Origin of the sequence: Methylobacterium sp. 275MFSha3.1 (genome assembly GCF_900108435.1) — a bacterium.
Lineage (GTDB): Bacteria > Pseudomonadota > Alphaproteobacteria > Rhizobiales > Beijerinckiaceae > Methylobacterium.
Genome location: NZ_FNWP01000004.1, coordinates 206,739 through 230,258, shown reverse-complemented (window position 1 = coordinate 230,258; position 23,520 = coordinate 206,739). Strand labels below are relative to the sequence as shown.

General features: G+C 72.6%; 26 protein-coding genes, 1 tRNA gene and 1 pseudogene. 17 read left to right on the top strand and 11 right to left on the bottom strand.

Annotation, left to right across the window (positions count from 1 at the left end):
* Positions 1-52 precede the first annotated feature (52 nt).
* Positions 53-127 (top strand) — tRNA-Val (locus BLW78_RS06060).
* Positions 128-344: 217 nt separating this feature from the next.
* Here BLW78_RS06060 and BLW78_RS06055 read toward each other — a convergent pair.
* Both BLW78_RS06055 and BLW78_RS06050 read right to left on the bottom strand, forming a co-directional pair.
* Positions 345-563, bottom strand: coding sequence for a hypothetical protein (locus BLW78_RS06055; RefSeq protein WP_020093240.1), 219 nt, complete (start codon positions 561-563; stop codon positions 345-347).
* Between the two features lie 39 nt (positions 564-602).
* Positions 603-932, bottom strand: coding sequence for a hypothetical protein (locus tag BLW78_RS06050; RefSeq protein WP_020093241.1), 330 nt, complete (start codon positions 930-932; stop codon positions 603-605).
* A 297-nt stretch (positions 933-1,229) separates the two neighbouring features.
* Here BLW78_RS06050 and BLW78_RS06045 point away from each other — a divergent pair, with 297 nt between their 5' ends.
* The 5 genes from BLW78_RS06045 to BLW78_RS06030 all read left to right on the top strand — a co-directional run bounded on the left by BLW78_RS06045 (position 1,230) and on the right by BLW78_RS06030 (position 4,907).
* Positions 1,230-1,733 (top strand): hypothetical protein, encoded by a 504-nt coding sequence (locus BLW78_RS06045; RefSeq protein ID WP_020093242.1) that lies wholly within the window; start codon positions 1,230-1,232, stop codon positions 1,731-1,733.
* The gene (locus tag BLW78_RS06040; protein WP_056523291.1) at positions 1,730-2,227 is read left to right on the top strand and encodes a hypothetical protein; all 498 of its coding nucleotides are present in this window, start codon (positions 1,730-1,732) and stop codon (positions 2,225-2,227) included. Before BLW78_RS06045 ends, BLW78_RS06040 begins: the two co-directional genes overlap by 4 nt.
* A 247-nt stretch (positions 2,228-2,474) precedes the next feature.
* Positions 2,475-2,612 carry a hypothetical protein gene (locus BLW78_RS31290; protein ID WP_020093244.1) on the top strand — a complete coding sequence of 46 codons (138 nt, stop codon included), beginning with the start codon at positions 2,475-2,477 and terminating at the stop codon, positions 2,610-2,612.
* 170 nt (positions 2,613-2,782) lie between these two features.
* Positions 2,783-3,562, top strand: a complete 780-nt coding sequence (locus BLW78_RS06035) for an SDR family oxidoreductase (RefSeq protein ID WP_091677576.1) — start codon at positions 2,783-2,785, stop codon at positions 3,560-3,562.
* Between the two features lie 61 nt (positions 3,563-3,623).
* The gene (locus BLW78_RS06030) at positions 3,624-4,907 is read left to right on the top strand and encodes an amidase (protein WP_091677573.1); all 1,284 of its coding nucleotides are present in this window, start codon (positions 3,624-3,626) and stop codon (positions 4,905-4,907) included.
* A gap of 24 nt (positions 4,908-4,931) precedes the next feature.
* Here the strand turns inward: BLW78_RS06030 and BLW78_RS06025 are convergent, their stop codons facing one another.
* A complete protein-coding gene (locus BLW78_RS06025) occupies positions 4,932-6,137 on the bottom strand; it encodes a serine hydrolase domain-containing protein (RefSeq protein WP_091677570.1) in 1,206 nt (401 codons plus the stop codon).
* A gap of 233 nt (positions 6,138-6,370) precedes the next feature.
* On the opposite strand from BLW78_RS06025, the gene BLW78_RS06020 reads away from it, so the two are divergent.
* The 4 genes from BLW78_RS06020 to BLW78_RS06005 all read left to right on the top strand — a co-directional run bounded on the left by BLW78_RS06020 (position 6,371) and on the right by BLW78_RS06005 (position 8,844).
* Positions 6,371-6,721, top strand: a complete 351-nt coding sequence (locus BLW78_RS06020; RefSeq protein WP_234082999.1) for a GCG_CRPN prefix-to-repeats domain-containing protein — start codon at positions 6,371-6,373, stop codon at positions 6,719-6,721.
* Positions 6,722-6,845: 124 nt separating this feature from the next.
* Positions 6,846-7,100: a hypothetical protein gene (locus tag BLW78_RS06015; protein WP_042670699.1), complete on the top strand. Its 255-nt coding sequence runs from the start codon at positions 6,846-6,848 to the stop codon at positions 7,098-7,100.
* 91 nt (positions 7,101-7,191) lie between these two features.
* On the top strand, positions 7,192-7,794 hold the full coding sequence (locus BLW78_RS06010; protein ID WP_091677567.1) for a nucleoside deaminase: 603 nt from the start codon (positions 7,192-7,194) through the stop codon (positions 7,792-7,794).
* A gap of 246 nt (positions 7,795-8,040) precedes the next feature.
* A complete protein-coding gene (locus BLW78_RS06005) occupies positions 8,041-8,844 on the top strand; it encodes a class II aldolase/adducin family protein (RefSeq protein WP_091677564.1) in 804 nt (267 codons plus the stop codon).
* Between the two features lie 219 nt (positions 8,845-9,063).
* Here the strand turns inward: BLW78_RS06005 and BLW78_RS06000 are convergent, their stop codons facing one another.
* On the bottom strand, positions 9,064-9,963 hold the full coding sequence (locus BLW78_RS06000) for a LysR family transcriptional regulator (protein WP_042670683.1): 900 nt from the start codon (positions 9,961-9,963) through the stop codon (positions 9,064-9,066).
* A gap of 142 nt (positions 9,964-10,105) precedes the next feature.
* On the opposite strand from BLW78_RS06000, the gene BLW78_RS05995 reads away from it, so the two are divergent.
* Complete coding sequence (locus BLW78_RS05995) at positions 10,106-12,268, top strand: malate synthase G (protein ID WP_091677561.1); 2,163 nt, start codon at positions 10,106-10,108, stop codon at positions 12,266-12,268.
* Positions 12,269-12,460: 192 nt separating this feature from the next.
* On the opposite strand, the gene flhB is transcribed toward BLW78_RS05995, so the two are convergent.
* The gene (gene flhB, locus BLW78_RS05990; RefSeq protein ID WP_091677558.1) at positions 12,461-13,522 is read right to left on the bottom strand and encodes a flagellar biosynthesis protein FlhB; all 1,062 of its coding nucleotides are present in this window, start codon (positions 13,520-13,522) and stop codon (positions 12,461-12,463) included.
* A 104-nt stretch (positions 13,523-13,626) separates the two neighbouring features.
* Positions 13,627-14,322 (bottom strand): annotated as a pseudogene (locus BLW78_RS05985) (FliG C-terminal domain-containing protein); the annotation flags it as partial.
* A gap of 6 nt (positions 14,323-14,328) precedes the next feature.
* Here BLW78_RS05985 and BLW78_RS05980 point away from each other — a divergent pair.
* Genes BLW78_RS05980 through BLW78_RS05965 form a run of 4 tightly spaced genes read left to right on the top strand, consistent with a single transcriptional unit; the run spans position 14,329 to position 17,783 of the window.
* Entirely contained in the window at positions 14,329-14,469 is a 141-nt protein-coding gene (locus tag BLW78_RS05980; protein ID WP_020093256.1) for a hypothetical protein, read from the top strand.
* Entirely contained in the window at positions 14,466-15,713 is a 1,248-nt protein-coding gene (locus BLW78_RS05975) for a chemotaxis protein (RefSeq protein WP_091677556.1), read from the top strand. The genes BLW78_RS05980 and BLW78_RS05975 overlap by 4 nt, the downstream gene beginning before the upstream one ends.
* Positions 15,710-17,278 (top strand): flagellar hook-length control protein FliK, encoded by a 1,569-nt coding sequence (locus BLW78_RS05970; protein WP_091677551.1) that lies wholly within the window; start codon positions 15,710-15,712, stop codon positions 17,276-17,278. The genes BLW78_RS05975 and BLW78_RS05970 overlap by 4 nt, the downstream gene beginning before the upstream one ends.
* Positions 17,238-17,783 carry a transglycosylase SLT domain-containing protein gene (locus BLW78_RS05965; protein ID WP_091677548.1) on the top strand — a complete coding sequence of 182 codons (546 nt, stop codon included), beginning with the start codon at positions 17,238-17,240 and terminating at the stop codon, positions 17,781-17,783. Before BLW78_RS05970 ends, BLW78_RS05965 begins: the two co-directional genes overlap by 41 nt.
* Before the next feature lie 236 nt (positions 17,784-18,019).
* Here BLW78_RS05965 and BLW78_RS05960 read toward each other — a convergent pair whose 3' ends face one another.
* Together BLW78_RS05960 and BLW78_RS05955 are read right to left on the bottom strand one after the other, a co-directional pair.
* Positions 18,020-18,427 carry a hypothetical protein gene (locus tag BLW78_RS05960; protein WP_042670689.1) on the bottom strand — a complete coding sequence of 136 codons (408 nt, stop codon included), beginning with the start codon at positions 18,425-18,427 and terminating at the stop codon, positions 18,020-18,022.
* A 198-nt stretch (positions 18,428-18,625) separates the two neighbouring features.
* Entirely contained in the window at positions 18,626-18,817 is a 192-nt protein-coding gene (locus tag BLW78_RS05955) for a hypothetical protein (protein WP_091677546.1), read from the bottom strand.
* 87 nt (positions 18,818-18,904) lie between these two features.
* Here BLW78_RS05955 and BLW78_RS05950 point away from each other — a divergent pair, with 87 nt between their 5' ends.
* Positions 18,905-19,177, top strand: a complete 273-nt coding sequence (locus BLW78_RS05950) for a hypothetical protein (protein WP_091677542.1) — start codon at positions 18,905-18,907, stop codon at positions 19,175-19,177.
* Positions 19,178-19,230: 53 nt separating this feature from the next.
* On the opposite strand, the gene BLW78_RS05945 is transcribed toward BLW78_RS05950, so the two are convergent.
* Together BLW78_RS05945 and BLW78_RS05940 are read right to left on the bottom strand one after the other, a co-directional pair.
* The gene (locus BLW78_RS05945; protein ID WP_056523258.1) at positions 19,231-19,857 is read right to left on the bottom strand and encodes a cell wall hydrolase; all 627 of its coding nucleotides are present in this window, start codon (positions 19,855-19,857) and stop codon (positions 19,231-19,233) included.
* 136 nt (positions 19,858-19,993) lie between these two features.
* Positions 19,994-20,320 carry a DMT family transporter gene (locus BLW78_RS05940; RefSeq protein ID WP_020093265.1) on the bottom strand — a complete coding sequence of 109 codons (327 nt, stop codon included), beginning with the start codon at positions 20,318-20,320 and terminating at the stop codon, positions 19,994-19,996.
* A gap of 336 nt (positions 20,321-20,656) precedes the next feature.
* On the opposite strand from BLW78_RS05940, the gene BLW78_RS05935 reads away from it, so the two are divergent.
* On the top strand, positions 20,657-21,886 hold the full coding sequence (locus BLW78_RS05935) for a serine hydrolase domain-containing protein (protein ID WP_020093266.1): 1,230 nt from the start codon (positions 20,657-20,659) through the stop codon (positions 21,884-21,886).
* Positions 21,887-21,935: 49 nt separating this feature from the next.
* Here BLW78_RS05935 and BLW78_RS05930 read toward each other — a convergent pair whose 3' ends face one another.
* Positions 21,936-23,357 (bottom strand): DUF4105 domain-containing protein, encoded by a 1,422-nt coding sequence (locus tag BLW78_RS05930; RefSeq protein ID WP_020093267.1) that lies wholly within the window; start codon positions 23,355-23,357, stop codon positions 21,936-21,938.
* Between the last annotated feature and the right edge of the window lie 163 nt (positions 23,358-23,520).

Below are 23,520 nucleotides of genomic sequence, written 5' to 3'. Positions count from 1 at the left end.
CTGGACTATTTCGATGGCTTGCAGGTTCGTCGAACCTGATCGCGGTCGATACGGAGACGTAGCACAGCGGTAGTGCATTCCCTTGACATGGGAAAGGTCACAGGTTCGATCCCTGTCGTCTCCACCATTCGACGCCGTGACTCCCGGCCCGTCTCCAGATTGAACGCCCCAGACTGACGTCACGGCAGGATCGCCCACCGAGAGGGGTTCTCCGAACCCGTCGCGGCCTCCGGCATCGCGCCTGCCCGCTCCTCCCTCACGGCGTCGCTCGTGCCTCCTCTCGCGTGGCGAGACGGCGAGGCTCGAGCAGAACCGATGCCCGCCCCGTCGGCGGGACCGGGATCCTACGGGATCGCGGCGCGGGCGAGGGCCGCGCGGCGCAGCCGACAGGCGGCCTCCGTGACACGGCGCGAGCGGTCCCGTCCCGCGTCCGGCCGCGCGCGGTCGCAGGTCTTCGCGACCGCGTCCAGCACGGCCGAGGCCGCCGCCATGAGGGCCAGCGTCGTCGCCGAACCGACCGAGACCAGGAAGAAGATCGTTGCGATGACTTGCGGAGCGGTCATGACGCACCTCCTCGGGTGCTTCGCGGTGATGCGGGAGACTTATGGCCGGTGCGGCGGGAACAGCGTGCGGCCGAGCACGGGCCGCGTCGCGTCGGGCGCACCGCCCGCGGGCTCCGGACGGGGGGAGAACCTCAGCTCGATCGTCCGGCCCTCGCGCGCGACGACCTCGCAGGCCTGGTTCAGCAGCAGGGCGATCGAGACGAGCCGGACGGCCTGCGGTGGCACCGCCTCCGGCTGGACCTCGATCCGCGCCCCGGATGTCCTGAGCTCCCAGATCAGGCAGTCACAGCATTCCTGCGGGTGCCCGAAGAAGATCTGTCCGGTCTTGAAGGCCGGCCTCCAGGCCTCTTCCATGCGGTTCCCGGCCATCGCGATCTCCTGCAGAACAACCATTTCAGCCCGTACCGATGAGCTGAATACGCGGTCATTCCGGGCGCGAATTCCGTATCAAACAGCACATCCGGCGAGCGCGCCGGCAATCCTGCCGCCGGCTTCGATCCGGCGATCCGGGGCCCGGCGCGAGGCCCGCCCGGCCGTGGCCGCCGCGCGCGGATCGGCCGCCGTCATCAATTGTCCAATACCCGATCGCCCGTCGTTTAATCATTCGTTAACCATTATAAACAGCTTAGTCGGATCAGAATCGCGTACACAGGGAGCAGGGGATCCGTGAGCGAGCTGCAGAGGCTTCTGAGCGATCCTCGGTTCCGGCCCGCAGACAAGGCCAAGCGCGGCGCCGCGTCCGAACCCGACCTCGGCAACGTCCTGCGCGCCGTCGCGTCGCTGCACGCGCGGGCCGAGTCCCCGACACCGCCGGCCGCGCCGCGGGACTGGGACGCGCTGATCCACCGGGTGCAGACCGCCGCCCGCCAAGCGCGCGTGATCGAGGCCCAGGCGCGCGAGCGGGAGGCGCGGATCGAGCAGGTGCTGGATCAGGTCCGCGAGGAGGTCCACGCCTCCAACGAGCGCGCCCGGATGGCCGAGATGCAGGCGCGCGAGGCCCAGCTGCGCGCCGAGGCGCAGGTCGTCGCCGCCGAGGAGCGCGCCAAGGCGGCGGAGGCCCGCGCCCGCGCCGCCGAGGATCGGGCCCGGCAGGCCGAGGACTGGCTGGACCGTGTCCAACAGGCGATCCTGTCCGAGTTCTCGGACCTCACCGAGCAGGCTGCGGCATGAGCGCCGCCCGCGCGTGGGCCGAGCCGACGGCGCCCCATCCCCTGTCCGACCCGGCCCTGCCGCGCGACGGCCACGCCGACCCGATCGACCGGGTCGTGGCGCTGTTCTCCGGCGCCGCGGCCGCATCCCCCGCGCCCGCCTCCCCGGCGGCCGAGGATGACTGGTCGACCTCCCTGACCGCCGTGCGCGGCGCCGCGGCGCGGGTCCGCGCCCTGCAGGCGAGCGCCCGCGACTCCGTCCGGGAGGCTCAGAGTTCCGTGCGGGCGGCCGAGACGGCGCTCCGCGCGGCCGAGGAGCGGGCCCGCCACGCCGAGGCGCTCCTGCAGGCGGCGCTCGCCCGGGCCGAGCGGGCCGAGGCGCAGGCCCGCGCGTCGGACGAGCGGGCCGAACGGGCGGAGGCCCAGCGGGCCGAGGCGCGGGCGTGGCTGCGCCGGATGCACGAGTGCATGGTCAACGAGTTCGGCGCCCTGTCCGGAGCGGCGGATCAGCCCTGAGCCGGCGCGCACCGGCCCCGGTCGCCCGGACATCCGGCCGGGATCGCGCGGACCCGCGATGCGTCGGCCTCGGCCGAGCGTCCGACGCCACCATGACGCGCGATGGCCGCCGCGACGCGGGCGGGCCGCGCAGATCTCCTCCGGGGTCCCGCAATTACGAGCACTCGCCTTAAGTCGTCGAAAACAATTCTCAGGATATGGAATTCTGATCTCGTCGCCTCGACACCGTCCGCCTGGCAGGATCGCCGTGACCCTCAGCCTCGTCCTCAGCACGTCCCTTCCGCTCCTCACCGGGGCGGTGGCCCTGCTGTGGGCGGGCTTCGTCGCTCCGGAACGGGAGGAGCGTCCGGACGTGCCCGGCGCCCGCGACCTGCGCACGTGGTGAGCGCCGGATCCCGGTTCCGGCCGTGAGGCGCCCGCCGAACCGGCCCTCCGGAGGCGGAGAGACCCCGAGAGGCCCCGCGCCCCGTCCCGGGCCGCTTCCGGGGACGGCACCCGGCGCGCTATGACGCGCCGGACGCCCTCGCGGCGAGGGCCGGCTCACGGAGGCTTCCCATGGATCTCGGCTTGAGCGGACGCCGGGCGCTCGTCTGCGCGGCGAGCAAGGGACTGGGCAAGGGCTGCGCCCTGGCGCTCGCCCGGGAGGGCGTCGCGGTGACGATCACGGCCCGCACCGCGGAGACGCTGGAGCGGACCGCGGACGAGATCCGCGCCGCGACGGGCGTCACCGTCACCGCCGTCGCGGGCGACATCGCCACCGAGGCCGGCCGGGCCGCCGCGCTCGCCGCCTGCCCCGAGCCCGACATCCTGGTCAACAATGCCGGCGGCCCGCCCCCCGGCGATTTCCGCGAGTGGGACCGCGACGCCTGGATCCGGGCGCTCGACGCCAACATGCTGGCGCCGATCGCGCTCATCAAGGCGACGGTCGACGGGATGATCGACCGCGGGTTCGGCCGGATCGTCAACATCACCTCCGGCGCCGTGAAGGCGCCGATCGAGCATCTCGGCCTGTCGAACGGCGCCCGCTCGGGGCTGACGGGCTTCGTGGCCGGCCTGGCGCGCAAGACCGTGCGGCACGGCGTGACGATCAACAACCTGCTGCCCGGCCCCTTCGACACCGACCGGATCCGCGGCAACGCCGTCGCGGGGGCCGCCAAGGCCGGCACCTCCGTGGAGGCGTTCCTGGAGGAGCGGGCCCGCGACAACCCCGCCGGCCGCTTCGGCCACCCCGACGAGTTCGGCGCCGCCTGCGCGTTCCTGTGCAGCCAGCAGGCGGGCTTCATCACCGGGCAGAACCTGCTGATGGATGGCGGCGCCTATCCCGGCACGTTCTGACGCGGACCGGCCCGACCGGCCCTCCGCTTGCAGGGCCGGATCAGATCATGCGGTGAGGACCATGAGCGTACGCGAGACCCTCGAGGCCCGGCTGGCCCGGATCGCCGCGGGGGACCCGGCGGTCTTCACCCGCCTCTACCCGGAGCAGGCCCGCGCGGCGGCGGACGCCGCCGATGCGCGCCGCCGGGACGGGATCTCCCTCGGCCCCCTCGACGGCGCGATGGTCTCGATCAAGGACCTGTTCGACGTGGCGGGCGAGACGACGCGCGCCGGCTCGGTCCTCTTGGCCGACGCGGCGCCGGCGCGGTCCGACGCCCCGGTGGTCGCCCGCCTGCGCCGCGCCGGCGCGGTGATCCTGGGCAAGACCAACATGTCCGAGTTCGCCTTCTCGGGGCTCGGCCTCAACCCGCATTACGGCACCCCCGGCAACGCCGCCGATCCGGCGCGCATCCCGGGGGGCTCGTCCTCCGGCGCCGGGGTCTCGGTGGGGCAGGGGACGAGCGACATCGCGATCGGGTCCGACACGGGCGGCTCCGTTCGGATCCCGGCCTCGCTGAACGGCGTCGTCGGCTTCAAGCCGACCGCAAGCCGCGTGCCGCTGGAGGGGGCGTTCCCGCTGTCCTACGCCCTCGATTCCCTGGGGCCGCTCGCCCGGACGGTCGCGGATTGCGCGGCCGCCGACGCCGTGATGGCAGGCGAGGAGCCCGCGCCGCTGGAGGCGCTCGCCGTCGCCGGCCTGCGCATCGGCGTGCCGCGGGGCCTGCTGTTCACCGAGACGGAGGCGCCGGTCGCCGAGGCCTTCGAGCGGGTGCTGTCCCGCCTGTCCCGGGCCGGCGCCCGGATCGCCGATCACCCGATCGACGACCACCTCGCCGCCATGGACGCGGCGCTCCCGGACGGCTCCCTCGCGGCGATCGAGGCCGCGGCGATCCACGCCGACTGGCTGGACAGCGCGGCCGACCGCTACGACCGGCGGGTCCATCGCCGCATCGTGGCCGGCCGGGGCGCGACGGCCGCGGGCTACATCCGCACGATGCGCCGGCGGGCCGCGCTGATCGCCGCCTTCGACCGGCACCTCGCCCCGCTCGACGTGCTGGCGCTCCCGGCGACCGCCGCGACGGCGCCGCTCACCGCCCCGCTGGCGGCGGACGACGCGGCCTTCCTGGCGGCCAATCGCCTGATGCTGCGCAACACCGCCTTCGGCAACTTCTTCGATCTCACCGGCCTGTCCCTGCCGATGCCGGGCCTGCCCCGGCCGGCGGGCCTGATGCTGCTGGCCCGGCACGGACAGGACCGCCGGCTCCTGGCAATCGGGGCCGGGATCGAGGCCGCGCTGGCGGGGTGAGCGCCCCGCGCGGCCCGGGCCCGCTCAGCGGATCTGGCGGGACAGCGCCACGCCGAGGCGCTCCGCGCCGATCTTCGGCTGGCCGCCGGCCACGAAGACGACGAGATCCTTGCCCGGATTGACGACGACCACGCTGTTGAAGCCGTCGGTCCCCCCGACCTTCAGGAAGACCGGCCGCTGGCCCGCGTCCGGGTCGCCGATCTCCTCGATCCAGGCCATGCCCTGCCGGAAGGTCTGTCCCTCCGGCTGGTAGAGCGGCGTCATCGCCTTGCGCAGCGCCCGGGTGAGCGCTGGCGGCACGGGCGCGCCGTTCACCGCCTCGTGCCCGAGCGCCGCCTCGCCGAAGGCGAGCATGTCGGTGGCGGTCGAGCGAAGCGCTCCCGCGGCGTACCACGCGAAGACCGGCCAGGGCATGACCGGCTGGCCCTCCATCCCGTAGCCCTGCGCGAGACGCGCGCGGTCGGCCGGCTTCACGGTGACCGCCGTGCTGGTCATCCCGAGCGGCCCGGTGATCCGCTCGTGCACGAGGCTCTCCCACGGCGCGCCGAGACGTTCGGAGAGAACGTAGCCGAGCAGGCCGATGCCGGCATTCGAGTACCGGTAGGGGGCGGGCAGGGCGCAGCCGCCCGCCTCGGATCCCTCCGGGCTCCAGCGCGACACCCAGGCCAGGAACGCTTCCGGCGGGTAGGTCCGGACGCTGCGCTCCGCCAGGGCACGCGGCAGGTCGCCCGGCAGCGTCGGCATCCCCGAGGTGAAGTTGGCGAGCTGCAGCGGCGTGATCTGGGCCGTGCAGGGCCGGAGTCGCAGGTTCGGCAACAGCTCCTGCAGCGGCGTGTCGGGACGCAGGCGGCCCGCATCGACGGCCTCGGCGAACAGCGCGGTCGTGAACACCTTGGTGATCGAGCCGATCTCCACGATCGTGTCGGACCGGTAGGGCGCGCCGCCGGCCCCGTTGAACCCGAAGTAGCTGCGCCGCCCCCGGTGGCTCACGCCCACGATCAGGCCCGGGATCGCCCCGCGCGCGACCCAGGCGCCGGCCAAGCGCTCGACGACCGGCCGCAGCGCGTCCACCTCCGCGCCGGCCGCGAGGTCGGCCGGGCGCCCGGCCCCCTCACCGAAGCCGTCCTGCGCGCCGCCGGGACCGGCGGCGAGCGCGAGGACGAGGGCGGCGAGGCCGGCCGTCACGATGGGTCGAGACCGTCCGCCGGCCCGACGATCCATGCTGTTCATGGTCCTCCTCCCGATCCGTCACCGGCGCGCCGGGTGCGTCAGATTGGAACGGATGCATTGACGAACACTGAATACAGAACGGAAATCGCGCGGCTCATAAATGATGATGCGTAGTTGATACAGTTATTGACTGAATGCGGGCCATTGACATTAATCTTGGCTCGCAAGCAGCATGATGCACGATCCGGACGCGGACAGCGCGCCGGTCGCGGGAGGATCACGCCGTGCATTTCATGCGGATGATGGGGCTCGTGGCCCTTGTGTTGAGCGGCCTGGGCCTGGCGGGCCCGGCGTCGGCGGCCCCGCTCTCACCGGCGCCGCTGGCCGGCGACGCGAGCGGGCTGACCCGGGTCGGCTACTGGTGCGGGCCCGGATTCCACCTCAACCCGTGGGGCCGGTGCGTCCCGAACGCCCGCCGGTTCTACGGCCCGGGCCCGGCCTTCTACGGAGCCCGCTACTACGGAGGCCGGCGCTTCTACCGGACCTACAACTATCGCTGGCACCGCAATTACCGCTGGCATCGCAACTATCGCTGGCACCGCAACTATCATTGGCATCGCAGCTACCACTGGCGTCGCCGCTGACGAACGCGCCGGCGGCGCTCCGGACGGTCTCGCCCGGAGCGCCGCCGGCCCCACATACCGCTTCCCAGATCCGCGGCCGGCCGGACAGCGGCCACCGCGGCGCCGTATTCGGAGACCTGTGACGATGCGCCTCCCGCTGATTGCCTTCGCGACCGCGATTGCCCTGACCACGGGGGCGGCGGCGCAATCCGTGCCGGAGCCACCCATCCAGAGCCCGCAGGACGCCGCCTGCCGCGAGCAGGCGCGGGCCCAGATCTTCAGCTACCCCAACCCGAACAACCTCAGCCTCTACGACCTCGGTTCGCAGATCTGGCACCTGTGCATGGCGTCCTATCACGGCCGCGGCCCCAACCCCGGCCGCACCGATCAGCGCTTCTAGGCAGCGCTTCCAGGCAGCGCTTCCAGGACGGCCCCGGGCCGCGGTCGCGGCCGCCGGGATGGCCTCTCGAGACAGCTCAGCGGAACCGATCATGACGAGCAAGCTCCGCGGCACCGGGCAGCACGGCCACGCACCGCCCGTCGCGCCCGATGCGGGCCGGCGCGCGTTCCTCGGGGCCGCGGCGCTCGGCGTGGCGCTGTCGACCGGCGCGCGCCCCGCGTCGGCGACCACCGCCGCGCCGGCCACGGCCGCGGACGAGACCTTCATGCGGGCGGCCATCGCCGAGGCGCGCCGCGCCGACTTCCCGTTCGGCGCCGTCATCGTCGCGGAGGGCGAGATCCGCGCCCGGGGCCTGAATCTCGGGAAGCAGCAGCGCGATCCCACGGCGCACGGCGAGATGGTGGCGATCCGCCGCTTCCTCGCGGAGCACGGGCCGGAGGCGCTGCGGGGGACGACCCTCTACACGTCCGGCGAACCCTGCGCGATGTGCATGGGCGCGATCGTCTGGTGCGGGATCTCGCGCGTCGTATTCGCCGCCTCGCTGCAGCAGCTCGCCACGAAGATCGACCAGATCATGATCACCTGCACGGAGGTCGCGGACCGGTCGGCGTTCCGCCCGATCGCGATCACGGGCGGCGTCCTGGCGGAGGAGGCGCTCGCGCTCTTTCCGCCCGGCGACCGCCCGTCCAAGTAAGGGACTGGAAGACGGCTCGGGCGACCGCCCGCGCGGCCCGGCAATCCGGTGGGACGCGGCCGTCGCTCCCCCGGAGGTCCCGCCGCATCCCACCGGATTGCCGGGCCGCCCGCCCTGGTGCACCCTGCCGGCGATTCCCGGACCTCGCCCCGAGCCCCCGCCTCGGGCGCCCGGGGATCGCGGGACCGCCTGCGCCGGGCGGCGATCCCGGAGGGCCGACAGGGCCGACCGGCAGGGAGCCGTCGCATGAGCGCAGCCACACCGTCGACCGTCGCGGACCGGGATACGGACCCCGCCGATCGCGCCGCGATCCGCGCGATGCGCGTCGACCTCGCGGCCGCCTACCGGCTGATCCACCGGCTGGGCCTCGACGACAGCATCTACACCCACATCTCGGCGCGGCTGCCGGGCGCCGGGCACCGGTTCCTGATCAACCCCTACGGGATGCGCTTCGAGGAGGTGTCGCCGGAGAACCTCGTCACCGTCGACATCGACGGGAAGGTGCTCGAGGATCCGATGGGGCTCGGCATCAACCCGGCCGGGTTCACGATCCACAGCGCCATCCACGCCGCGCGCCACGACGCGATCTGCGTGCTGCACACCCACACGGTCGCGGGCGTGGCGGTCTCCTGCCAGGAGGAGGGGCTCCTGCCCCTGAACCAGTGGTCGATGCAGTTCACGGGGCGCGTCGCCTACCACGCCTACGAGGGCATCGCCCTCGACCTCGACGAGCGGGAGCGGCTGGTGGCCGATCTCGGCGACAAGCCCGTGATGGTGCTGCGCAACCACGGCCTGCTGACCTGCGGCCGCACGGTCGGCGAGGCGTTCCGGCTGATGCACAACATGGAGCGCTCGTGCCGGGCGCAGCTGGCGATCCAGGCGGCGGGCGCGCCGGTGATCCGGCCCTCCTCCGCCATCGCCACCAAGACCGCCGGGCAGTACGCCGCCGGCTACGACCGCGTCGTGGTCCAGGGGGCGCCCGACAACGAGTGGGCGGCATTCAAGCGGATGCTGGCGCGGACGGATCCGGATTTCTTCGCGAACGGCTGAGGGCGGCACGGCCGCCGGCTGAGCCGTTCGGTCGATGCGCCGCTCTCCGTCATCGCGAGCGCGGCGAAGCGACCCAGGGCAGCGCGACGTCCGACCTCGTCACGCCGACCGGACTGCTTCGCTCCACCCGCAACGACGGCGGTGCCGCGATCGGCGACGGCGTGAGACGTCGAGCGGGCGTCTCCCGCTCAGCAGGAGCGAGACGCCGCAGCACGGGCCTCACCCGTCTGCCCAGGCCCCGCTCGACCGGTAGGTCTGCTTGAGGAACGCGATGAAGGCCCGGGTCTTGGCCGGCACGAAGGCCCGGCTCGGGTAGACCGCGAAGATGCCGGCCGAGGCCGCCGCCGCGTAGGCCGGCAGCACCACCTCCAGCAGGCCGTCGCGCAGCTCCGCGTGCACGTCCCAGGTGGAGCGCAGCGCGATTCCGAGGCCGCCGATCACGGCCTCGCGCACCACCTCGTTGGAATGGGTGCGCAGCGGCCCCGACGCGCCGACCGTGCAGGGGCCCTCCGGCCCGACCAGCCGCCAGGGATTCTGGTTCTCGGTGGCGAGGCAGACATGGCCGCGCAGGTCGTCGAGGCTACGCGGCCGCCCGGCCGCGTCGAGGTAGCTCGGCCGCGCGCAAAGGACCCGCTGCACCGGCGCGAGGCGCACCGCCGTCAGCCCGGAACTCTCCAGCGCGCCGACCCGGATCGCGAGGTCGTAGCCGCGCTCGACGATCGACTCGAAATCGTCGCTCAGCTCCAAGTTGAGCACGATGCCGGGATGGAGGGCGAAGAAGGCCCGCAGGTGCGGGACGATGTGCAGGCGCCCGAAGGAGCTCGGCGCCGTGACCCGGAGCGTCCCCCGCGCCCGCGTCGCCGTCTGCGACACGAGGCTCTCGGCCTCCGCGATGGCGTCGACGATCGGGGCGATCCGCTCGAAGAAGGCCGCCCCGACATCCGTGGGCGCCACCCGCCGCGTGGTGCGATGCAGCAGGCGCACGGCGAGCCGTTCTTCCAGCCGCTTCAGCCGCTTCGACACCACCGCGACCGACAGGCCGAGCTCCGAGCCGGCCTGGGTGAGGCTGCCGGTGCGGACCACCCGGGCGAAGATCTCCAAGTCGCTCTGGTCGTGCATTGTCAACGCTGCGGAAAAAATCAAATCCCTTTTGCCGCCTTTCTCGCGGATGCCAAGCGATCTATCGAGGGGACATCAAAAATTTTTCACGGCGTGTTCGATTTTTTCTGACGCGCGTCGCCACGCATCCCCGAGGATCGCCATGTCGAAGCTCGTCGTCGCCGAGGATCTCCGCACCTTCGTCTCCGAGGAAGCGCTGCCCGGGACCGGTCTCTCGGCCGACCAGTTCTGGTCGGGCTTCGCCGCGATCGTCCGCGATCTCGCACCGCACAACCGGGCGCTGCTCGACCAGCGCGACGGCCTCCAGGCGGACATCGATTCCTGGCACCGCGACCATCGCGGCCAGCCGCACGATCCGGCGGCCTACGCGGCCTACCTGACGCGGATCGGCTACCTGCAGCCGGAGCCCGAGACCGTGCGGGTGACCACCGAGAACGTGGACGCGGAGATCGCCGCCATCGCCGGGCCGCAGCTCGTGGTGCCGATCTCCAACGCCCGCTACGCGCTGAACGCCGCCAATGCCCGCTGGGGCAGCCTCTACGACGCTCTCTACGGCACCGACGCGATCCCGCAGGACGGCGAGCTCGCGCCCGGCGCCGGGTTCAACCCGGCCCGCGGCGCCGCGGTGGTGGCCAGGACCAAGGCGTTCCTCGACGCGACCGCGCCGCTGAGCGTCGGCTCCTGGGCGGATGCCGTGGGCTTCTCGGTGACGGACGGCCGCCTGGCCGCCGATCTCGGCGCCGGTCGCAGCGCCGGCCTGACCGGATCGTCCGCCTTCGCGGGCTACACCGGCGACGCCGCGGCGCCGACCGCGCTCCTGCTGCGCCACAACGGCCTGCACATCGAGGTCGTCATCGACCGCGCGAGCCCGATCGGCCGCACCGACCCGGCCGGCATCGCCGACGTGGTGCTGGAGGCCGCCCTCTCGACCATCATGGACATGGAGGATTCGGTGGCGGCCGTGGACTCGGCCGACAAGGTCGCGGTCTACCGGAGCTGGCTCGGCCTGATGCGCGGTGATCTGACCGCCACCCTGTCCAAGGGCGGCCGCACGGTCGAGCGGCGGCTCGCCGAGGACCGGACCTTCACGGCCCCCGACGGCGGGCGCCTGACCCTGCCGGGCCGGTCGCTGATGCTGGTCCGGCATGTCGGCCACCACATGTACACCGACGCCGTGACCCTCGACGGCGCCGAGATCCCGGAGACGATCCTCGACGCGGCCGTCACCGCGCTGATCGCCCTGCACGACCTGAAGGGCACCGGTCCGCTCCGCAACAGCCGGACCGGCTCGGTCTACATGGTCAAGCCCAAGCTGCACGGTCCCGACGAGGTCGCCTTCGCGGTGGCGCTGTTCGGGCGGGTCGAGGCGCTGGTCGGCCTCGCGCCGCGGACGCTCAAGATCGGCGTCATGGACGAGGAGCGGCGCACGACGCTCAACCTCAAGGCGGCGATCGCCGCGGCGTCGGACCGGCTGTTCTTCATCAACACCGGCTTCCTCGACCGGACCGGCGACGAGATCCACACCTCGCTGGAAGCGGGTCCGGTGGTCCGCAAGGACGCCATGAAGGCGACCGCCTGGATCCAGGCCTATGAGGACGGCAACGTCGATGCCGGCCTCGCCTGCGGCCTGCCCGGCCACGCGCAGATCGGCAAGGGCATGTGGGCCGCCCCCGACCGGATGGCGGCGATGCTCGACGCCAAGGGCGCCCACCCGGAGGCGGGCGCCAACACCGCCTGGGTGCCGTCGCCGACCGCCGCGACGCTCCACGCGCTCCACTACCATCAGGTGGATGTCCGCGCCCGCCAGGCGGCGCTCGCCGGCCGGGCGCCCGCGACCCGCGCCGCCATGCTGACCCTGCCCCTCGCCGAGGGCGCGTTCGCGCCGGAGGCGGTGCGGGAGGAGCTCGACAACAATTGCCAGGGGATCCTGGGCTACGTGGTCCGCTGGGTCGACCAGGGCGTCGGCTGCTCCAAGGTGCCGGACATCCACGAGGTCGGGCTGATGGAGGACCGCGCCACCCTGCGGATCTCCAGCCAGCACATCGCCAACTGGCTGCGCCACGGGATCGTGGATCGCGACGAGGTCGCCGCGGCCCTGCGGCGCATGGCCGAGGTCGTCGATCGCCAGAACGCCGGCGACCCGGCCTACCGGCCGATGGCCCCGGGCTTCGACGGGCCGGCCTTCCGCGCCGCCGAGGCCCTGGTCTTCGAGGGCGCCGGCCAGCCGAACGGCTACACCGAGTTCGTGCTGCACCGGTTCCGCCGGGAGGCGAAGCGCCTGGACGCCCGCGTTCGGGCGGCCTGAGGCCGCTCCCGGATCCCGGACGCGCAGCGCCCCGAGACCGCCCCGGGCCCGCCCCAAGACCGCCCCGGGCCCGCCGACGGCCTGCGCGGCCTGAAACGCCGCGCCGCGGATCTGCCAGGGTTCGCGGCCTCTGCCGGTCGGGACGGGCCGACCGGTCAACGCCGCTGCCACGCCTCGGCCACGCCGCGCCGGTCAGCGGCGCTTGCGGGTCATCACGTAGACCAGCAGGTTCGCCACCGCCCGGTAGAATTCCGCCGGGATCGCCTGGTTGACCTCGACATGGTCGTACATCGCCCGGGTGAGCGCCTTGTCGACGACGACCTCGATCCGGTGCTTCTCGGCGATCTCGCGGATGCGGAGGGCGATCAGGTCCGCGCCCTTGGCCAGAACCGTCGGAGCGTCGTTCTCGCTCTGGTCGTAGCGCAGCGCGATCGCGTAGTGCGTCGGGTTCGCCAGGATCATGGTGGCGCGGGGCACCGCCGCCATCATCTGCTTGCGCAGCCGGTCCTGCGCCAGCGAGCGCATCTTCGCCTTCACGAGCGGGTCGCCCTCGAGCTGCTTGAACTCGTCCTTCACCTCCTGCCGCGACATCCGCAGGTCGCGCTGCCAGCGCACGCGGGTCCAGACCAGGTCGCCGGCGACCAGCGCGATCGTCGCGACGCTCACGGCCGAGACGAGGCGCACCGACAGGGTCAGCAGGAATTCGGGCAACCCGACTGGATCCACGAACATGACATTGACGATCTCGTGGCGATCCGCGTGCAGGACCATGTAGGACATGCCGCCGATCGCGAAGAACTTGAACAGATTTTTCCCGAACTCGATGAACCCCTGCAGACTGAAGAGCCGATTCCAGCCGGCGACGGGGGAGATGCGGGACCATTTCGGCTGGATCCGATCGAACACCACGCGCGGCGCGTTCTGGAAGATCGAGGCGGCGATGCCGGCCACGAGCAGGATGACCAGGACCGGCAGCAGGAAGCGGCCCATCTCCAGGGCGAGGGCGTGGACGAGGCGCATCGCGTCGTGGCTCGTCTCCACGCTGAAGTTGCGCGGCTGCTCCAAGATCAGCGCGAGCCTCTGCACCAGCGGCAGCCCCTGATCCCGCGCCACGAAGACCAGGAAGATCAGCAGTCCCAGGATGGAGGCGAAGACGGGCGCTTCCCGCGAGAACGGCGTGTTTCCTTCCGCGATCGCGTCGCTGATCTTCTTCTCGCTCGCCGCCTCGGTCTTGCTCTCCCTGTCCTCAGACATCGCGGCGCCCCGAACTCGGGCCGCCGACGGCACCGCGCCGGTCGGCTCGGCGGGACGCGTCCGCCGGAGCGGCGCCCCGGAGCCGTCCCCGACCGGGGACGGTGCTAGCGGAAGTAGGTCTCATCCGAGTCGGCCGGGGTGAGTTCGATCTCGCCGCGCGACGCCATCTCGAGCGCTTGGTCGGTGATCGCGCGGCGCGCGTCGAGCACGTCCCGCTGGGCGGCGGGCTCGCCTCCCTCCAGCTCGTGCTCGACGAGGCGCCGGGCGCGGGCGGTCAGCGCGCTGAGCACGACGTTCCGCAACGGCCCGTTCGTGCCCTTCAGGGCGAGGATGACCTTCTCGTGCGGGACCTGATCGAAGAGCGTCGTCCGCGCCCGCGGCGTCATGTGGATGATGTCGTCGAAGGTGAAGAGCAGGCTCTTCAGGATCTCGGCCGATTTCGGGCGCGTCTGCGTGAGGTTGTCCAGGACCTCCTCCATGCTCTGGCGCTCCATCTTGTTGACGATGTCGGCCATGCGCGAGTGGGTATCCGCCGCGGCATTGCGCGCCAGGTTGATCATGAAGTCCTCGTGGATGGTCTGCTCGATCATCTTCATGGTCGCGTCGACGATCGGCTTGAACGTCAGCATCCGCCGCATGACGCCGTTGCGCAGCGGCGCCGGCAACTGCGCCATCACCTTGGCGGCGCAGGCCGGCTTGACCTTGGACAGCACGAGCGCCGCGGTCTGAGGATGCTCCTTGATCAGGTAGCCCGCCAGGGCGGTCTCGGACCCGTTGGAGATGCGGTCCCAGATCGAGCGGCGTACATGCTCACCCGGGCCGGGATCGACGAAGCGCGGATCTGGCGCGTCGAGGGCGCCGCGGACCGGACGCCGCGCAACGCCGCGGATCCGAAGGCTCCGGAGAACCGGCGGATCGAGATTCTCCTGCAGGGATCTCCAGGATGAAGGTGTCCCGGACCGGGCGGATCGTGGCGGCCGCCCTCGGCCTGCTCATCGCGGGGAGGGCCGCCCCCGTCGCCGCGGAACCGGCGGGCGGCCCTCCCGCCGCCCCGGCCGCCGACCCGCAGGCGCCGACGGGCGATCCGGTGCAGTGGGTGCGCACGCTCCAGTTGCTGCAGGATCGGGTCGCCGCCGGCTCCCGGGCCGCCCACGAGAGCCAGCCGCTGCTGATCGCCCGGATCAACGCGGATCTCCTGGCCGCCCCGCCCGAGATCTGGGGCCGCCGGAGCAATCTCCGGGCCGCGATCACCTTCGCCCTCAGCGGCGGCGGTCCTTCCGTCCTGCGCCGGCTGACGGCTCAGGACGGCCTCGGCGAGCCCGAAGCGACGCTCGCGCGCGGGGCGCTCGCCTATGTCGAGGGGCGGGAGGCCGAGGCGCGGCGCCTGCTCCAGGACGTCGACACGACGGATCTGCCGCCGACGCTCGCGGGCGCCATCGGCCTGACGCAGGCGTCGCTCGCCGTGCCCGACCAGCCGATCCGGGCGATCGCCCTGCTCGACCGCGTCCGGGTGCTGCTGCCGGGCACTCTGACCGAGGAGGGCGCCCTGCGCCGCGAGATCTTCACCCTCGGTCAGATCGGCGACCTGAAGACGTTCGAGGCGCTGGCGATCCAGTACCTGCGCCGCTTCCCGCACTCGATCTACGCGGGCAACTTCCGGCAGCGACTGGCCTATCAGCTGACGCAGTTCGATATCGGCCACGACGCGGAGCGCTTCGCGACCCTCAACAGGATCCTGGACGAGCTCGGTCCCGAGAGCCGGCGCGACCTGTATCTGGTGGTCGCCCAGACGGCGATCCAGGCGGGTCAGACGGCCGCCGCGCTCCGCGCCAGCGAGAAGGCCCTCGCGCTGTGCGCGCCCGGAAGCGCGGAGGCGACCCGGGGCCAGCTCTACCGGGCTGCCGCCGAGATCGTGAGCCTGGCGACCTTCGAGTCCGGGTCGCGGACGCTGAGATCGCTCGACAGGGCCAAGCTCACGGCCCGCGACATGCCCCTCCTCGAGACGGCCCTCTCGACCACCGAGGCGATCGGACGCGGGCTCGCCGGCCGGCCCGGCCTGCCGGAGGCCGACGCCGCCGCGAAGCCGGCGCGGGCGGCGCCGGATCCCGCCGACGGGCCCGCGAGCCTGATCCCGAAGGCGCAGGCCACGATCGACCGGATCGATCTGATGCTCAGCAAGGCGACCCCGTGAACACGATCTCCACCGCGGTCCAGAAACCCGTCCCCAAACCCGATCGGGATGTCGCACCGTCCCCGCATCCGGCGGCCGACCTTCAGGCGCTGCCGGATCCGGCGGTGCGGGGCGCCTTCGACCTCGTCCTGCGCGCGGTCTCAGGGGGAACTCCCGCGGCCCGACCCGAGACCGACGGGGGTGAGATGGACGAACCGGAGGGCGCGACCGGGGAGGATCGGCGGCCCGAAGCCGGCGCATCGCCCGCGCCGCCGCCGTCACCGGGCGATCCCGGCAGCGCCGCCGCGGCGCTCGCCGAGATCCTGAGCGCGGCCGTCCTGTCGGCCCGTCCGGAACTGCCCGCGGGACACGGAACCGGTGCTCCGGGACCGGCCCCATCCGCCGCATCCCCGGCGGGCCCCGACGCGGCCCCGGAGACCAGCCTCGTGGGAAATCTCGAGGCAGCCCGCGCGGACGCGTCGCCGCGCGCCGGGCCGAGCCCGGGCACCCTGCTGCAGGGCGGCCCCCCGCAGGTCGAGGTTCTCGACCGGGCGGTTCACTTCAAGCCCGTCCTGCCCGAGGCGGCCCGCCACGCCCTCCCGGCCGCCGCAGCGGCAACGTCCCCGTTGCCGACCGTCCCGGACGCGGCGGACGCTCAGCCTCGACCCGTCCGCCCCGGACCGGTGGCTCCGGCCGTCGCCGGGCCCGATCCTGCTCCGATCGCGCCGGCCGCCCAGATCGCCGCCCAGATTGCCGCGCAAGTCGCCACCCAGATCGCCGGGACGGTCGCCGGGAAGGTGAACGCAGCGCCGCCGAAGGCGACGGTCGCCCTCGCGACCGATCCCGAGCCTCGAGCCGGCGATGCGTCGGCCCGCGCCGATGCGTCGGCCCGCACCGCGACGGGGATCGATGGGCCGGGGGGGCTCACGGCACGCGAGGACAACCGTTCCCGCTCCGGCATCGCCGGACTCCTCCTCGCCCCCACCGGCCGGCAGGGGCCGCCGGGCGTCCCCATCCCGGGTCCCGGCAACGGATCCGGGACCGAGCCGGCCCGACTCGCCGCCGTCCTGCCGACGATCGCGGCGGCCATCACGGAGGAGATCGAGCGCGCGACCGCAGCCGGACCGGAGCGTCGCGTCGGCGCCGATCCGGCGATCCCCGCGGCTCAGGACGGGCCGCTCCGGGTGCTCAAGATCCAGCTCCGGCCGGAGAGCCTCGGGATCGTCACGGTGGAATTGCGGCTCGTCGACGGTCAGCTCGAGACCCATCTGCGCGCCGCGCGTCCCGAGACGGCGGCGATGCTGCAGCGGGATTCGGCGATCCTCACCGAACTGCTCAAGCACGCGCATTACCGGCCCGAGATCATTGTCGAGCCGGTTCGCCCCGGCGACGCCGGGTTCTCCGCGGGCGGATCACCGTCCCAGGGCCAATCCGGGCTCACCGACGGCGGCGCCCGGCCGGGTCACGGCGGGGACGGGCAGCGGCAGGCAGACCAGCGCGCGGCGCAGCGGCCGACGCTCGGCAGGCGCGACGGGGAGCGGACAGATGAGACGGTACGTCCTCGCGACGGCGGCGTTTATCTGTAGCGCCGCCCCGGTCGCCGGGACCGTGTGCGAGGCCGAGATGGGCCGTGCCGCGGCCCGTTACGGCGTGCCCCTCGGCGTGCTCTACGCGGTCGGCCTCACGGAGACGGGTAAGCGCGGCTCGCTCCAGCCCTACGCCATGAACATCGAAGGGGCGGCCTATTTCGCGACCGGGCCCCAGGACGTGCTGGCCCACTTCGCCGCGGCGCGCCGCCGGGGCGCGCGCCTGATCGATCTCGGCTGCATGCAGATCAACCACCACTATCACGGCGAGAAGTTCGCCTCGGTCGAGGCCATGATCGACCCGCGCACGAACGTGGACTACGCGACGCAATTTCTCCGGGATCTGAAGCGGCGGGAGGGCAGCTGGACGATGGCCGTGGCGCGCTATCATGCCGGCCCGCACAACAACGCCGCGCAGAAGATCTACATCTGCCGGGTCGTGGCCAACATGGTCGCCACGGGCTTCGGCCAGTGGACGCCGGCCGCGGCGCATTTCTGCCGGTGATCGTCCCGGCCGGGGCGGAAGAATGCGGACCGGGCCCCGCCAGGGAACCAACCGAAGGACCGGGCCCTTTCGGCAGAGGCCCCGTCACCGGCCCGGAGGAGCCGCATGACCAACGCCCCAGACCCGCCGGAAGGACCGCCCGGGAAGACGGCGCTGCTGGTTGTCCTCACCCTCACGGCCGTTGCCGCCGCCGCGTACGTTCTGATCCACATGGACTAGGTTGCCCGGCGACGCCCCTACAGGGTCCGACAATTCCCGTAGCTGACCTTGACGTCGTTGCGCTCCTCGGGATTGAGCTGCGCCTCGACGAAGTTCATCTTGTTGAGGTCGATCAGAAGGAAGTAGACGCCGTTCTGACACTTGATCGCGTTGCGCGGCGTGCGCTCGTTCAGCCGCGGCGAGGCCGTCTGGCACTCGTAATAGTCGGAGCGCCCGGCCGAGATCACGGTCAGCAGGCCGCCGCTGGAGACCAGCGAGAATGTCCGGGCCTTCTGGGATTGCGGTTTGGCGCCTTCGGGTGCGGCGACATCGAGACTGGTCGACGCCTCCACCGTACACGTCATCGGACGGCGCAGCTGGGGGACCGCGGGCGTGATGCTCAGCAGGAGGAGCGCACCAGCGAGCGCTACCCGTTCGGCGATCATCGGCGAGGGATCCGTGATTCGTGGGTAGTTTCTACCCAGAAGCTAGACCGTTATCCGTCCTTGTAAATGCCGCCTGCTCGGATCGGTGGGCCGATCAACAGATTTGCCGCCCGCTCCATTGCATCGCGCCAAGGATTACGGGCCAGGCCGGTTCTTCCGCCGGGACCCGATCCGACCGGAATGCCGGCGAAGCGCGCTCTAATCCTCCAGGGCGTCCGGATTGTCGTTGGCGGCCGGATCGGGATCGCGCCGCGCCGCGATCTCCGTACCGATCTCCATGAGCAGCAATCGGGACAGGAGCTGCATCGTCGCCGTGCCGTGCGCGGCCACGAGTTGATGGGCTAGGATCGTCGCCTCCACCATGCGGTCAAAACCGTCGTCGTCGGACATGGCGGTGCAGTAACCTGGTTGAATGCCGAGCATACAACTTAAAGGTAAGGATCCGGTTCGACCGCCCGCGCAGAAACAGGATTTCCCATGATCCCGACCGTCCAGGCCGACGCGCTCCTGGGGAGACTGGCCGAGGCCCTGGGGAGCCCGGTCGCGATCTTCTTCGCCGGATGCGCGCCCGCGGCCGGGCGCGCATCCGGGGACGCGTCGCCGGATTGCGACGCGCTGCCGACGCTGGAACTGCTCCGTCTGTGGGAATCGCTGCGGGAGCCGGTGAGCCGGCAGCGGGTGCTGGCCACCGCCCGGCAGGAGGCCCGAACCCTGCGGGCGAGCCGCGCCGAGGACGCGGCGGCCGGCTGACCGGAACTCGGCGCGCAGATCCGGGACGCGGCTGTCGGATCGGGCCGCCTGGATCAGGGGCCCGCGGCGGGCGGCGCGGGTACGGCCGCGAAGGTCAGGGCCGTCGCGGGCAGGGCGGGCGTGGCCGGCCTGTCCTGCTGAGCCGGCTTCTCCGGCTTCTCCAGCTTGGCCGTGCGCCTGTCGCGCTTCTCGTAGAAGGCGTTGCCGCCGGCGACGGCCACGTAGTGCATGTTCGTGTAGGGGAAGCGGTGGCCCGCGGTGTGGAAGAACATCGCCTTCCCGACCTTCGGGTGCCGCTCGCCGGCCAGGACGGCGTCGGCGGCGTCGGCGACCTTCTGCAGGTCCTTCTCCTGCATCGGCTTGGTGAGGACGCCCGGCGCGAACTGGCCCGGCTGCCCGACCACCGCGCAGATGCCGCCCGGGAAGATCGCGTTCTCGAGCCGGTTCATCACGACCGTGCCGACGGCGACCAGCCCGTCGCTGTCGCTCCTGTTCGACTCGAAGTACATGGCGCGGCCCAGACAATCGCGCTCGGCGTCGCTGACGACCATCGGCGGCTTGCGGTCGGGGATCGATCCCGTCGTGAGCACCGGCGACGCGGTGTTGCAGGCCCCCAGGCCGCCGGCCGCCGCCAGAACGATCAGTGCAGGACCGACCTTCGTCCTCTCGCTACCCCGCATGCATCCGCGCTCCGTGCTCCTCCAGCCTGACCAGCCGGGCGGTGTTCCGCTCCAACCGGACGAAGGCCAAGCTTGACGGCACGTTCGCGGCGAGGATGTGGCGAGGCTGTCCCGTTTCGGGACCGGACCGGGAGCCTCAGTGCTGGCCCTGACCCGCGGCCAGGACGGTCACGCCCAGGGCGATCACCCCGATGCCCACCAGCATCGTCGGGTTGAGCGCCTCGCCGTACAGCCACGCGCCGCCGAGCGCCGCGCCGATCATGCCGATCCCCGACCAGATCGCGTAGACCACGCCGATCGGCAGCATGTCCATGCTGGTCGACATCAGCCACAGGGCGGTGCCGTAACCGAGCGCCACGATCACCGTCGGCCCCGGGCGGGTGAGGCCGTCGGCGGCCTTCAGCGCCAGGGTGGCGGTCACCTCCGCGCCGATGGCGAGCCCGAGGATCAGGTACGGATTCATGGCACGGCGGACTTTCGGGCTGCGCGGGCTGGGTGAGTCGGGCGGTCGAGGCGTGTAGAACCAGGTTCGAATCGGACGCCCGCGCGGACGGGGCGGCGCTGGGCCGGCCCGGATCCGCGTCGAAACGGCCGCGGACGTCGGCGGTCGCCGGACACAAGGCCACAGATCCGTGAACATTTCCGAACCGGCGGCTCGCCGCTTCGCGGGCGACGGACCGGCCCGGCGCCGGGGCCGATTGGGGCTTTCGTTAAGGCCTGCTGATCATGGTGACCGCGCGCCGTCCCGCCCCGGGGCCGGCCGCGCGACAGCGACGATCCAGAGCGACACAGATCCAGCATGACCGCGTCCTTGGCGATCCCGGATTCTCCGGCCCGCGCGCGCCGGGGCCGCCGCTGGGGCGCGATCGCCGCGGCGGGCGGCGCCGCGATCGCGGGCTGCGCCTGGACCGCGGCCGCGCTGATCAACGTCCCCGATCCCGTCACCCTGACGGCGCTCGCGGTCATCGAGCCGTCGTCGGTGGGCACGTGGTTCCCGAGCCGGATCGTCCAGGCCCCGGCCCGGGCGAGCGACCTGCCGGCGCGGCCGCGCCCGATCCTCGACCGCGTCCCCTGGAAGGGCAAGACAGTCCCGCTGATGACGGTGCTGGAGGCGACCCACACCAACGCGTTCCTGGTGCTGCAGGACGGCGTCCTGATCCACGAGTGGCAGCGCGCAGGCACCGGACCGGAGACGCTGTTCCCCTCGTGGTCGGTGGCGAAGTCCATCGTCTCGCTGCTTGTCGGCGCCGCGGTGGCGCGGGGTCAGCTCGCCGAGACCGACCGGGTCTCCACCCTCCTGCCCGAGCTGCGGAACGGCGCGGTCTTCGGCCAGATCACCGTGCGCAACCTCCTCGACATGGCGAGCGGCATCGCCGTGCCGGAGAACTACGACCCCCGGCATCCCCTGACCGGCACCGCCGGCATGTACCTGACGCGCGATCTCACGGCCTTCGTGCGCGACAACGCCCACCTGGCGTTCAAGCCCGGCACCAAGGGCCGCTACCGCAGCATCGACACCGAGCTGCTCGGCCTGATCCTCGCCCGGGTCGAGGGCAAGCCGCTGGCCGACATCCTCTCGGAGCGGATCTGGAAGCCGATGGGCGCCCAGGCCGATGCCACCTGGAACCTCGACCGGCCCGGCGGCATCGAGAAGGCGTTCTGCTGCATCAACGCGACGGCCCGCGACTTCGCCCGCCTCGGCCTTCTGGTGGCCGACCAGGGCCGGTCGGGCGATCACCGCATCATCCCGGGCCGCTGGATCGAGCGGATCATGACGCCGGCCCGGCGCGACGTCGACGGCTGGCAGTACTCGGCCCAGTGGTGGCACGCCCCGGGCGGCGAGGACGACGACATCTCGGCGATCGGCGTCTACGGCCAGTACATCTACGTGAACCGCGCGACCGGCACGGTGATCGTGAAGCTCAGCGACCACGGCGCCGAGCAGGACGAGGTCGACACGCTGGCGGTGATGCAGGCCATCGCGGGCGACCTCGCCGCCGGCCGCCCCGCCGCCCGCAAGGACCCCTGAGCGGGCGACCGCGGTCCCGAGTCCCGATCGGGCCGGGATCGGGCCGGGATCAGGCTTCTGTCGGGCCAGCTCCCGGCACGGAGGGCTGCCGGGCGATCGGGCTCAGGGGCGCGAGGTCCCGCGCCCGCCAGTTGCGCAGGAGCCGCCAGCCGACCCGCTTCCAGGCGATCGACGGCACCGGCGAGGCCGGATCCACGAGGGCGCTCAGCGCCCGCGTGTAATCGAGCACGAGGCCCGGGGTCCAGGTCATGGACCGCGCCCCGTTGCGCAGGAAGGCCGCCGCCCAGAACTCCGGCGTGGTCAGCGCCGCCGCGAGCCGCCGCCAGGGATGCCCGCCGCGGCTGAACGCGCCCTCCACGGCGATGTCCAGCGCCCGCGCCACCGTGGTGGAGCAGTTGCGGCTGATGAAGTTGTAGGTGGTGTCGCGGCTGTACTGCGCCCAGAACGCCCGCAGCCGGGCGGCGTCGATGCCGTTCAGCGTCACCGCCACCGTCGCGGGGCACCAGTCCGCCACCTCCGCGGCGTGCGAGGGCAGGAAGCGCCCGGGCACGTCGTTCTCCGGGCCCGCGCGCAGGCTCGAGCGCAGGTTGGCGGGGGAGCGGTCGATCTCCACCGCGGGGTAGTGGCTGACGTAGAGGTCGTCGCCCTGCTGCAGGGCCGCGTGGCCGGTGGAGAAGCGCCCGGCCTTGTCGACGGAGGCGACGTAGCGCCGGATCAGCCGCTGGCCGGCGGGGGTGGTCGCCTGCCCGGTGGGCGTCCAGACATAGACCGTCAGGCTGCCGGGCTCGTCGCCGCCGACCGACACGACCGACACGGCCGGCTCGGCGGTGCCCAAGCGCCGGGTGCGCAGCCCGACCAGCGCGAGGTTGGCGCCGTTCAGGATCAGGAACATGCCGATGCAGTAGCCGACCGTGCCGGCGTACCAGGTCGGCCAGGGCTGGAGATGGAACAGGCCGAAGGCGATGCTGAGGCCGCCGAGGGCGACCGACATCCGCCAGCCAGCGAATTTCAGCAGGCCGGCGATCGTGATCCGGACGAGGCCGTCGACCACGAAGGCGACGCCGAAGATCATGGCGAGCAGGAAGGTGCTGTGCTTCGTGGCCATCATGATCAGCACGGCCATGACCGACAGCAGCGCGCCCTTGGCGAGGCGCAGGCGGCGCGCGGCGCCGATCGCGGACGCGCCGACGAGGAGGGAACTCACGCCCTCGGCCAGGAGGATCAGGCCGAACCACCGGTCCGGGACGTGGAGCGCACCGTCGAGGGAATCGATCACCACCAGGAGGCCGAGCGACGACCACAGCAGGCCGGTGGCGGCGATGAGGTGCCAGTGACGGCGGACCGCGGCCCGGCCGACGAGCAGCATCCAGAGGGGCGGCATCCGGCCGCCGACCGCGTCCGCGGCGCCCGGTCCGGGCGCTTCGAGCGCGGAGAGCGCGCGCGGGATAGTGGTCGCACAGGGTCCGGACATAGGGGTCGCCCTCGATAGCGCGCGTCGACGGGCCTCTCGCACGGATGCCGCCGTGCCGTCACGGCCGGAACGAGGCTCCCGACGCGCGAGCGTTTCGCGACGCGCCCGGCGCGCACGATCCACGCCTTGCCTGAGAACTTTGTTAATCGCGGCCCGGTCGCGG